We start from the raw sequence: 10,125 nt of genomic DNA on the forward strand, positions 1-10,125 counted from the left end.
CGCCGGCCTCGTCGTCGGTGCGCACGGTGTCGACGTCGAGGCCGCGCAGGGCCCGCGCGAGCACGACGACGGGCAGCCGGGCGGCGAGCTCGGCGAGGGCGGTGCGCGGCAGGGTCGGGCCGAGCAGCACCACGGCCTCGCAGCGCTGGTCCAGCAGCGCGCGCACGGCGACGGGTTCGGGGCGGGTGGGGGCGGTCGGTTCCAGCGCCAGCCGCCAGCCGCTGCCGTCCGCGGCGGCGTAGAGGGCCTCGACGACCTCGCCGTGGAACTCCCGGTGCAGGTGGTGGACGACACCGACGGTGCGGCTGCGGCTGGAGCCGAGCAGCCGGGCGCGCTGGTCGGGGGAGTAGTCCAGCTCGGCGGCGGCGCGCAGCACCCGCTCGCGGTTGGCGGGGCTGGCGCCGGGCACGCCGCGCAGCACGATCGACACCAGCGCCCGGGACACCCCGGCGCGGGCGGCGACGTCCGCCATCGTCACCGGCCGCGTGCCGTCCCCAGCTGCCACGTCCTCCCCCTCCGCCGGTGCCCAGCCTAGAGCGCTCCAGGCCGGGTGCTTGACGGGACCCCCGGACCCGAGCAACCTAGAGCGCTCTAGGGACGAGGGGGTCACCATGGTGGTGCGGGACGCCGGCGCGGAGCCGGTGCGGATCGGGGTCGTCGGTGCGGGCAGGATCGGCACCTCGCACGCGCGGCTGCTGGCCGAGCGCGTGCCCCCGGCGGAACTCGTCGCCGTGGCCGACCCCCGGCCGGGCGCAGCGGTCGCGCTGGCCGGCCCGCTCGGGGCGCGCGCCCTGACCGACCCCGCGCAGCTGCTGGCCGCCGACGACGTGGACGCCGTCGTCATCACCGCCTCCACCGAGGCGCACGCCGACCTCGTCGAGGCCGCCGCCGCGGCGGGCAAGGCCGTGTTCTGCGAGAAGCCCGCCGGGCTGAGCCTGGCCGACGTCGACCGCGGGATCGCCGCCACCGACCGCGCCGGCGTCCCCTTCCAGGTCGGGTTCAACCGCCGCTTCGACCGCGGTTTCGCCGCCGCCCGCGCCGCCGTCGACGCCGGGCTCGTCGGAACCCCGCAGCTCATGCGCTCGGTCACCCGCGACCCGGGCCTGGCGAACCCGACCGCCGTGCCGCCGTGGACGGTGTTCCGGCTGACGCTCATCCACGACGTCGACACCCTGCTGTGGCTCAACCCCGGCGCCGAACCGGTGTCCGTCTACGCCGTCGCCGACGCCCTCGTCGCGCCCGACTTCAAGGACACCGGGCTGCTGGACACCGCCGTCGTCGTCATCCGCTTCGACAACGGCGCCATCGCCACCGCCGAGGCCAGCTTCTCCGCCGCCTACGGCTACGACGTGCGCGGGGAGGTGTTCGGCTCCGCCGGCATGGTCACCACCGGCGACGCGGCCCGCAGCTCCCTGGTGCGCTACGACGCGGCCGGTCGGCACGCCGACACCGTCCGCTCCGACGTGGAGCTGTTCGCCGACGCCTACACCGCCGAGCTCGCGGAGTTCTGCGCCGCCGTGCGCGAAGGACGTGCCCCCGCCGTCACAGGCCACGACGCCCGCCGCGCGCTGGCCGTGGCCCTGGCCTGCATCGAGTCGGTGCGGACCGGGCTGCCCGTCGCACCGGCCACCGGCCCCACCCCGGCGGCCCCCCGGTGAGCGGGTTCACCCTGGCGGTCTGCGCCGAGATGGTGTTCCGCGAGCTGCCGCTGCCGCAGCGGGTGCGCACCCTGCACGAGCTGGGGTTCGCCGTGGAGATCTGGGACTGGACCACCCAGGACCTGCCCGCCCTCGCCGCCACCGGCGCGACGTTCACCTCGGTGACCGGCTACGTCGACGGCGAGCTCGTCGACCCCGACGGCGCGGACCGGTTGCTGGCCGGCGCCGAGCGGGCCGTGGCCGCCGCGGCCGTCCTGGGCCGGCCGAACCTCAACCTGCACGGCGCCGGCCTCGACGACCGCGGCCTGCCGGTGCGCCCGGTCCACGTGGTCACCGGGCCGATGTGGCTGGCCGCCGAGCGCACCCTGCGCCGGATCGCCGAGCTGGGCCGGGCCCACGACGTGGTGTTCACCCTGGAGAACCTCAACCTCGCCGTCGACCACCCCGGCACCCCGTTCGCCGCCGCGGCCGACACCCGCGCGCTGGTCGCCGCCGTGGACAGCCCGCACCTGCGGATGAACCTGGACCTGTACCACGCCCAGATCGGGGAGGGGAACCTCGTCCAGCTCGTCCGCGACAGCGCCCCGTGGATCGGGGAGGTGCAGGTCGCCGACGTGCCCGGCCGCTGCGAACCCGGCACCGGCGAGCTGCACCACCCCGCGCTCGCCGCCGCCCTGCACGGCATCGGCTACACCGGCACCGTCGCGCTGGAGGCGTGGGCCTCCGGCGACAGCACCCTGGCGGTGCAGCGGTTCCGCGACGCCTACACCGTGCCCTGAGCCGATGCTGCCGTCGCACGACCCGCCGACGACCGCGCGGGGCGACCCGGCTCAGGGGGCGGTGTAGCGCAGGGAACAGCGCCAGAACAGGTGTCGCCGCACGGCGGCACCCGGCGTCCGGCGGCGTGCGACGTCGCGGATCTCGCGCAGGGTCGTGGTGGCGGGCGCGGTCGGCGCCGACATGGCGGTGGGGCGCTCGGCGGATCCCCGGCGCAGGGTCTTCACCGTGCCCACGACGACGTTGGCGGGGACGGCCGCGGCGCTGAGGACGTGGTCGGCGAGGACTTCCTCGCGGTAGAGGCCGAGGACGAGCAGCGTTCCCCCCGGGGCGAGGAGGTCGCGCAGCCGGACCAGCGCCGGCTCGAAGGGGACGTGGTGCAGCACCGCCAGGGCGGTGACGACGTCGTACCCACCCGGCAGGTCGGCGGTCATCAGGTCGTCGCAGCGGAAGTCCACGCCGGTCTCCCCCGCCGACAGGCGCCGCGCGGTGTCGATCGTGGCGGCGTCGGCGTCCAGCCCGGTGACGTGGTCCGCGCGCCGGGAGAGCCTGCGCACCAGGTCGCCGGTTCCGCAGCCGACGTCGAGGGCGGTGCCGATGCGCCGGGGGAGACGCCGCTCGATCCAGCCGTGGTGGTGGGCGTTGTGGTCCCACGGGTGTTCCTGCATCCAGCCGTCGCACCACGCCAGCACCCGCCCGCCGACCGCCGTCACCGCCATGTCCGGACCCCACCCCGCCACCACGTCGCGTCGCATCGCATCCAAGCAGCCTCGACGGCTGACCGGGGCAGCCGCTGCGCCTCACCGGTGGTGGCGACGGGTGCGGACACCACCCCACAGCAGGAAGAAGCACAGGATGATCAGCGCCGGCTCGAGCGCGAAGCCCGTGGTCAACCCGTGCCGGTCCGCCAGGGTGCCGAGCAGGTAGGGGAAGATGCCCGCCAGCACGCCGAGGACCAGCTGCGATCGGGCGTTGGCCTCGTCCTCGCGCCCGTCGGCCGCCTCGAGGGTGAGCGAGAGCGCGAGCGGGTAGAGGTTGGCGATGCCGACACCGGAGGAGAACAGCGCCACGACGGCCAGCGTCGGCTGCCGGCTGAGCCAGAACAGCACGACGCTGACGAGGGTCAGGCCCAACGATGCGCACAGCAGGGCGGTGCTGCGCCCGGGGCGCCGGGTGAGCCGGGCGCCGAGGACGCGACCGAGCAGGATGCCCAGGAAGTTCGCGCTCAGGGCGGTGCCGGCCGCGCCGGCGGACAGGCCGATGCCGATGAGCACCTGGGGGCCGAAGTACACCAGGCAGAACTCGATGGCCGAGCTGAGCGCGGTCAGCACGGTGAACAGCCAGCACGCCAGCGGCAGCGGCCCGCTCCGGCTCGCGTTGCCGTGCTGCACGGGGGGCGGTAGCGGCAGGTGGCGGTAGCGCAGGTAGAGCACGAGCAGCGCCACGGCCGGCACGGCGAACGTGGCCCGCCAGCCCAGCACGCTTCCCGCCAGTGCGCCGAGGGCCAGGGGCGCGAACACCGACGCCGCGCCGGCGCCGATGTTCGCCTCGGTGAGGGCTCGGTCCCGGCGGCTGCCGTGGCGGGCGGAGAGGACGGCCTGGACCACGGCCAGCAGCATCGTCCCGGCTGCGCCGAACACCGCAGCGCCGGCGAGGGTGGCCGGCACGCTCCGGCCGAGGACGAACACGCCGGCGCCCGCGGTGACGCCCAGCGCGGAGGTCCACAGCAGCGTGCCGCGCGCCAGTCGGCGCGATGCCCGTGCGAAGCCCGCTCCGGCCGCGGCCGCACCGGCCGACCAGCACAGCTCGTAGGCGCCGAGCACGCTGTAGGAGAAGCGCAGCTCCTCGCGCAGCAGCGTCAGCGCCGGCCCGAAGGCGTACAGCCAGAAGGTGAAGCACCCCAGCGCGGCGTACGAGAGCCACGTCGGTGCATCACGGGTGAACGCGTCGCCCACCTGCTCCCCGGCCGGGTGGTCCGGGGTCGCCGCGGGTGACGGCGAGCGGTCGACCTTCCGTGTGTACCGGTACACACCTAGAGTGTCGGCCATGCCGCGCTCAGAGCACAACCCCAGGGCGCGAGCGACCATGCGCGAGGTGGCCCGCGCGGCGGGCGTCTCGACGATGACGGTCTCCTACACCTACTCCCGACCCGAGCGGGTCTCGCCCGAGGCCGCGGCGAAGGTGCGAGCCGCAGCGCAGCAGCTGGGCTACCCCGGCCCGCACCCGGCCGCCCGCTCGCTCAGCCGGGGGCGGGTGGGGACGCTGGGGGTCGTGCTCGGTAAGCACCTCAGCTACGCCTTCGACGATCCCCAGGCGGCGCGCTTCCTCGCAGGGGTCTCCGACGTCTGCGCCACCGAGGGCGTCGGGCTGACCCTCGTGCCGATCACCGGAGCACCCTCCGACCCCCACCGCGTCCGGCAGGCGGCCGTGGACGGTTTCGTCGTCTGGACCACCAGCGACGACGACCCCGTCCTGGACGCCGTCGCCGACACCGGCCTGCCCGCGGTCGTCCACGCCGGCCCGCACAAGCACGCGTTACCGGTGATCGGCATCGACGACCGCGCCGCGGCCACCGCCGTCGGGAAGGTGGCCTTCGCCGCGGCCCGGCGCCCGCTCGTGCTGGGTTTCCCCCTCGACCGCGACCGCACCCGCCAGCTCCTGAGCGGTGATCAGGTGCCCGAGGTGCGGTTCCCGGTGACCCGGAACCGCTGGCAGGGGTACCTGGACGCCTGGACCGGCGCCGGCCACCCGCCGGCGCGGCTGCGCCTGGCGGTGTGCCCGGTCAACCGCACCGCCGACGGGGAGAGCTTCGCGCGCGAGCTGCTCGCAGGCCCGCAGGCCCCCGACGCCATCGCGGCGATGAGCGACGAACTCGCCCTGGGGGCGCTGGGTGCCGCCGCCGGTCTGGGGGTGCGCGTTCCGGACGAGCTGGCCGTCACCGGCTGGGACGACCGCGAATCGGCCGCTTCCGCCGGGCTGAGCACGCTGGCGCAGTCCCTGCGCGAGCAAGGCGCGCACTGCGCCCGCACCGCGCTCGGGATCACCACCCACACCGCGCTGCAGCACCCGTGGCAGGTCGTCGTGCGCGGAACCACCCGCCCACAGGAGTGATCACGCTGCGGCGTCCGGACCACCCGGCGCTGCCCGGCGGATCTCGAGCACGACGGGTGAGCGGGTTCCCTCGCCCGCGGATCCGGAGCCCCGATCGACGGGTGCTGGAGAGGCCGCTCAGCCGGTCCCGTCGACCTCCTCGGAGCCGTCGGCCGCCTGCTGGCGTGGCTCGTGGACCCGGTGTACCCGGTGCGGTGAGGGTGGAGCGGTGACCGAGCCGGTTCCGGTGCTGTCGATGCGGCGCACCGCCGAGCACGGACGCGAGTTCGTGCGGCTGGACTGCGTGGCGGGCGACGCCGCACCGCGCCGCCGGTACGAGTCGCCGGGCATGCAGCACCGCGGGGACGCCCGCATGCGCGGGGCCCCGGGGCGGCGGGCGGACGAAGGGCCCGTCACGGTGGTCAGCCGCTACCAGGGGGACGCCGCGCTGCTGGGCCGTGCCCGTCGGAACCCGGCCGGGCCGGACCAGGCGTGACCCGGTCCGCCGCGGGGCCCAGGTGCACCTGCAGCACGCCCGCTTCGGCGCGCAGCAGCCCCGCGCGTTCCGGCTGCCCCAGCGCCTCGTACTCCGCGGCGGCGTGCAGGCGCTCGGTGACCTGGGCGCGCAGCAGTTCCCGCTCCTCCGCCTCCCCGAGCAGCCGCCGCTCGGTCTCGGCGGCGCCGGCGCCCAGCCGCGAACCGGCGACGGGCCCACCGCCGGCGTCCGGGGCCACGGTGCCGGGAACCGCCACGTCGTCCACCGCCACCGCCTCGGCGTTCTCCAGGGCCGCCAGGGCCGAGCGGAGCGCGGCGACGGCCACGCGGTCCCGGGCCTTCAGGGCCAGCACGAGGTCGGAGCGGAGGGCGGCGCGCACCGGGCGACCGTAGGGCCGTGGCGCCGTGGCCGCGAGGGGTTTTCGCCCGCGGCGGCCCTACCGCCGCGCGGCGAGCTCGGCGCGGAGCCGCTCGTCGCTCGGTTCCACCAGGTGGCCGCCGTCGGGCCACACCAGGGTCGGGATGCGCCGCCGGCCGCCCTGCAGGCGCCGCATCAGCTCGGTGGCGGCGGCGTCCTGCTCGACGTCGACGTAGCGGTAGGTGGTCCCGGTGGCGTCCAGGAGGGCGCGGCTGCGGCGGACGTCGGGGCACCAGCCCGCGCCGTAGACCACCAGCTGCTCCTCGGCGGTGTGCTCCTGCACCTGCTCGGCTCCCCTCGTCGTGCGCGCTCGTCGTGCGCCCTGCGCGGGGCGCCCACCGGGTCAACCGCCGGCGCCGCGGGCTCCTTCCCGCCGTGCGCGTCCCGGCGGCCGCGGTCGACGGACCAGCCTCGGACCAGCCTTAGATCAGCCCCGGACGACCCCGCGGACCCCACCACCGACCAGCGTCGCCACGTTCACCATGACGTTCGGCAGCGCGAGGCCGCCGGGTGCGGCCACGTAGCAGGTCTGCCAGTCCGGGTTGAAACCCTGCTTGAACTTCCGCAGACCCTTGAAGTTGTAGAACTGCTCGCCGTGGGTCCACAGCAGGTGCCCGACCCGGTCCCAGAAGGAGCCCGTGCCGTCGCTCCGCAGCCCCGACAGGGGCGCCATCCCCAGGCTGAACGAGCTGAACCCGTTCTCCTTGGCCCACAGGATGCACTCGACGAACAGGTACGTCATCACGGTGTTCGGCCCGTCGGGCAGGCGGCGCATCAGGTCGACCTGCACCTGCCGGCCGTCCGCGCAGCTCCACAGGGTCGCGAAGGCGATGATCCGCTCCTCCTCGCGCACCACCACCAGGGGGAAGCGGGAGACGTACTCCTCGTCGAAGGCGCCGAGGGAGAACCGCTTCTCCTTGCCGTTGCGGTGCGCGAGCCAGGCCTCGGACACCTCGCGCAGGGCGGGCAGCAGCGGCGCGACGTCCTCGGGCGCGACGAACTCCACCGCCAGCCCCAGGCGCTGGGACTTGTTGCGGCAGGTGCGCAGGTTCAGCCTGGCCTTGCCGGAGAGGGTGAACTCCGCGAGCGGGACGACGGCCTCCTCCCCGAGCTTGGCCAGGGTCAGCCCGCACCCGCGGTACAGGTCGGCGTGGTCGGGGAGCACGTTGTAGAAGACCGGCCGGCCACCGTGCCGGTCGACCTCCTCGATGAAGCTCGTGACGAGCTCCCGGAAGTCGTCCGGGTCCCCGACCGGGTCGCCCATGACCACCCAGCTGCGGCCCTCGACCTGGTACATGAGGAAGGACGTGCCGCCCGGGCCGAAGTGGAAGCGCTTGTCGCCGGTGAAGGCCAGCTGCGAGGTGGCGCGCCCCGAGCGGGCGACGATGTCCTCCACCAGGGCCCTCTCGTCCTCGCAGTCGACCTGTGGGCCGGGGCTCGCCGGCCGGAGGAGCCGGAACCCGCCGATGAGGACCCCGAGGGCGCCCGCGGCCATCGCGAGGCGGTCCACCCCCGACGCGTCGCCGGAGACCGACGCCGCCAGCAGGGGTGCGTCGACCGCGCCGCAGGAGCCGCTGAACTCCTGCCACCAGACGGCCACCCCCACGAGCGCGGCCGCGGTGAGGGGCCAGAGCGGGTTCCTCGGCCGCGCGAGGGAGGCGCCGCGGTAGAACGCCGGGCGCGCCGGCACCAGCAGGAGGGCGAGCACCGCGGTCACGGCGGACAGCACCGCGTCGCCGTGGGCGGCGGCGACCACGGTGACGCCGGCCAGGAGCGCGAGGGTGCCCGCCCAGGCGCGCCGCAGCCGGCGGTGCAGACCCCGGGCCATGAGCAGGGTGGCGAACCCGGCGAGGCTGATGGTGAGGGCGGACACGTCCAGCGCCCGGCGGCCCGGCAGGTCGCCCACGACGAGCATGAACACACCGACGCCGGCGGCGCCCAGGGCGAGCACGTGGGGGGTGAGCACGGAGGGCAGGCGCGCCGGGGCCCTCGACGCGGCGGGCTCCGGCGCGGAGCCGGCCGGGGCCGCCTGCGCGGCGGCGGGGCCGGGCACCGCAGCACCCCGGCGGGCCTCGTTCGCGACGAGGAGCACGGCGGCCAGGAGCAGCGGCAGCACGAAGTAGCAGAGCCGGTAGGCCACCAGCGCCACCGCGAGCCCGGCGGGGGACGTCGTCGACCCGATCATGACGACCAGCGTCGCCTCGAAGACCCCCAGCCCACCGGGCACGTTGGTCACGAGCCCGGCGACGGTCGCGATCGAGAAGGCGACGGCGAACAGGAGGAACGGGAGCCTGCCCCCGGCGGGCAGCAGGACGTAGAGGGCCGCGGCCATGGTCAGCCACTCGAACGTCGACAGCACGACCTGGGCTGCCGCGAGGCGGGGGGAGGGCCGGTCGATGCGCCGGTCGCGGACGCTGATCGGGCGCCCGGCGCAGGCCCAGAGGAGGTAGGCGACCACCGACGCGAGCAGCAGGGACCCCACGACGAGGACCACGGCGCCGGGCAGGTGCAGCGCCTCGCCAGCCCGGGCCGGGTCGTGCAGCATGCCACTGCCGACCAGGACCGCGGCGCCCAGCGCCAGGGTGACCACGTTGAAGCCGATGATCCGGGTGATGGCGAACCCGGGGACCTGCCAGCCGGAGTAGACGCGGGCCCGCAGCGCCGCCCCCACCACCGCGGAGGCGCCCAGGTTGTTGCCGAAGGCGGTGGCGACGAACGACGCGAGGCCGTAGCGGCGGTAGGGCAGGGGGTGCTCGACGTAGCGCAGCGCCAGCGCGTCGTAGCCGGTCATCGTCAGGTACGAGACCGCGGTCGCGGCCAGGGCCGCGAGGGCGACGCCCGGGCCGAGCGCCACCAGGTCCCCGCCCAGCTCGGCCCAGGAGTAGTGGCGCAGGGTCCGGTGCAGCAGCGTCGCGGCTGCGGCCAGCAGCCCCACCATGAGCAGCGGGGCGAGCAGGGAACGGGCCGTACCGCTCGGCCGCCTGGGCGAAGTGCTCACCGATCAGGAGTCGGCACCCCGGCGCCCGCCCTTGACGCTGCGCCGGGCGGGTGACGTGGGACCGGGGCCGGTAGGACGTCAGCACCCGGCGCCGAGGTAGGCCCGCCCGGCCCGCTGCACGGCGCGCAGGGCCGAGCCCTCCGCCGGTTCGGCGTCCTCCGCGAGGAAGCACCCCTCGCAGCGCGTGTTGTAGGCCACCACCCAGCACGCCGCCGCCGCGGCAGCGGCGCGCTGCCGGCGGGTGAACGCCCTCGCCCGGGCCCGCTCGTAGTCGTCCAGGAACGCCGCGACCTGCTCGACGGTCGGTGTGACGGCGTTCGCCGGGCCACCGGCGGTGTGCGAACCGGCGTTCAGGCCGGCGAGCACGGCCTCCGGGCGGGCGGCGAGGCTGTCCCAGTCGAAGGCGGCGGACACCTCCGCCGCCGGCGCGCCGGGTGCACCGGCCCGCCCGGGCGGCCGCTGCACCAGCACGTTGCCGTCGTACCAGTCGCTGTGGCCGATGGTGTCGTCGTCGGGACCGCCGCGACCGTGCTCGCGCAGCGCGGCTGCCGCGGCGGCCGCCAGGTCGTCCACGTGCGCGAACCGCGCGGCGGTCCCCGTGAAGTCGAAGACCGGGTCGTGCGGGACCGGCCAGGGGCCGTGCTCGTAGCGCGCCCACGCCGGCGCCCCGGACCGCAGCGGCCCGAGCA

At 76.0% G+C, this 10,125-nt stretch carries 9 protein-coding genes and 1 pseudogene; 3 read left to right on the plus strand and 7 right to left on the minus strand.

The genetic code is table 11. From position 1 onward, the window contains the following. Nucleotides 1-505 (minus strand): LacI family DNA-binding transcriptional regulator (locus tag ABEB16_RS05710; protein ID WP_345711300.1); only part of this gene is annotated, 505 nt, incomplete at its 3' end. 106 nt (nt 506-611) lie between these two features. Here ABEB16_RS05710 and ABEB16_RS05715 point away from each other — a divergent pair. Both ABEB16_RS05715 and ABEB16_RS05720 read left to right on the plus strand, forming a co-directional pair. Then, nucleotides 612-1,658: a Gfo/Idh/MocA family oxidoreductase gene (locus ABEB16_RS05715; RefSeq protein ID WP_345711301.1), complete on the plus strand. Its 1,047-nt coding sequence runs from the start codon at nt 612-614 to the stop codon at nt 1,656-1,658. After that, nucleotides 1,655-2,437 (plus strand): TIM barrel protein, encoded by a 783-nt coding sequence (locus ABEB16_RS05720; RefSeq protein WP_345711302.1) that lies wholly within the window; start codon nt 1,655-1,657, stop codon nt 2,435-2,437. Before ABEB16_RS05715 ends, ABEB16_RS05720 begins: the two co-directional genes overlap by 4 nt. A 51-nt stretch (nt 2,438-2,488) precedes the next feature. Here the strand turns inward: ABEB16_RS05720 and ABEB16_RS05725 are convergent, their stop codons facing one another. Together ABEB16_RS05725 and ABEB16_RS05730 are read right to left on the minus strand one after the other, a co-directional pair. Next, nucleotides 2,489-3,190: a class I SAM-dependent methyltransferase gene (locus ABEB16_RS05725; RefSeq protein WP_345711303.1), complete on the minus strand. Its 702-nt coding sequence runs from the start codon at nt 3,188-3,190 to the stop codon at nt 2,489-2,491. A gap of 45 nt (nt 3,191-3,235) precedes the next feature. Next, nucleotides 3,236-4,465 carry an MFS transporter gene (locus ABEB16_RS05730; RefSeq protein ID WP_345711304.1) on the minus strand — a complete coding sequence of 410 codons (1,230 nt, stop codon included), beginning with the start codon at nt 4,463-4,465 and terminating at the stop codon, nt 3,236-3,238. 16 nt (nt 4,466-4,481) lie between these two features. On the opposite strand from ABEB16_RS05730, the gene ABEB16_RS05735 reads away from it, so the two are divergent. After that, nucleotides 4,482-5,546 carry a LacI family DNA-binding transcriptional regulator gene (locus tag ABEB16_RS05735; RefSeq protein WP_345711305.1) on the plus strand — a complete coding sequence of 355 codons (1,065 nt, stop codon included), beginning with the start codon at nt 4,482-4,484 and terminating at the stop codon, nt 5,544-5,546. Nucleotides 5,547-5,947: 401 nt separating this feature from the next. On the opposite strand, the gene ABEB16_RS05740 is transcribed toward ABEB16_RS05735, so the two are convergent. The 4 genes and pseudogenes from ABEB16_RS05740 to ABEB16_RS05755 all read right to left on the minus strand — a co-directional run. Further along, complete coding sequence (locus tag ABEB16_RS05740) at nt 5,948-6,400, minus strand: hypothetical protein (RefSeq protein WP_345711306.1); 453 nt, start codon at nt 6,398-6,400, stop codon at nt 5,948-5,950. A 57-nt stretch (nt 6,401-6,457) separates the two neighbouring features. Then, the gene (locus tag ABEB16_RS05745) at nt 6,458-6,721 is read right to left on the minus strand and encodes a glutaredoxin family protein (RefSeq protein ID WP_345711307.1); all 264 of its coding nucleotides are present in this window, start codon (nt 6,719-6,721) and stop codon (nt 6,458-6,460) included. A gap of 144 nt (nt 6,722-6,865) precedes the next feature. Continuing rightward, entirely contained in the window at nt 6,866-9,436 is a 2,571-nt protein-coding gene (mprF, locus tag ABEB16_RS05750) for a bifunctional lysylphosphatidylglycerol flippase/synthetase MprF (protein ID WP_345711308.1), read from the minus strand. Nucleotides 9,437-9,514: 78 nt separating this feature from the next. After that, nucleotides 9,515-10,125: pseudogene (locus ABEB16_RS05755) on the minus strand (hypothetical protein); the annotation flags it as partial.

The organism is Kineococcus glutinatus (assembly GCF_039542765.1).
In the GTDB taxonomy this organism is placed as follows: domain Bacteria; phylum Actinomycetota; class Actinomycetes; order Actinomycetales; family Kineococcaceae; genus Kineococcus_A; species Kineococcus_A glutinatus.

Excerpts from the sequence above, each read along its gene's own strand:
- ABEB16_RS05735 (WP_345711305.1), top strand. The coding sequence starts at position 4,482 with ATGCCGCGCTCAGAGCACAACCCCAGGGCGCGAGCGACCATGCGCGAG.
- ABEB16_RS05725 (WP_345711303.1), bottom strand. The coding sequence starts at position 3,190 with ATGCGACGCGACGTGGTGGCGGGGTGGGGTCCGGACATGGCGGTGACG.
- ABEB16_RS05715 (WP_345711301.1), top strand. The coding sequence starts at position 612 with ATGGTGGTGCGGGACGCCGGCGCGGAGCCGGTGCGGATCGGGGTCGTC.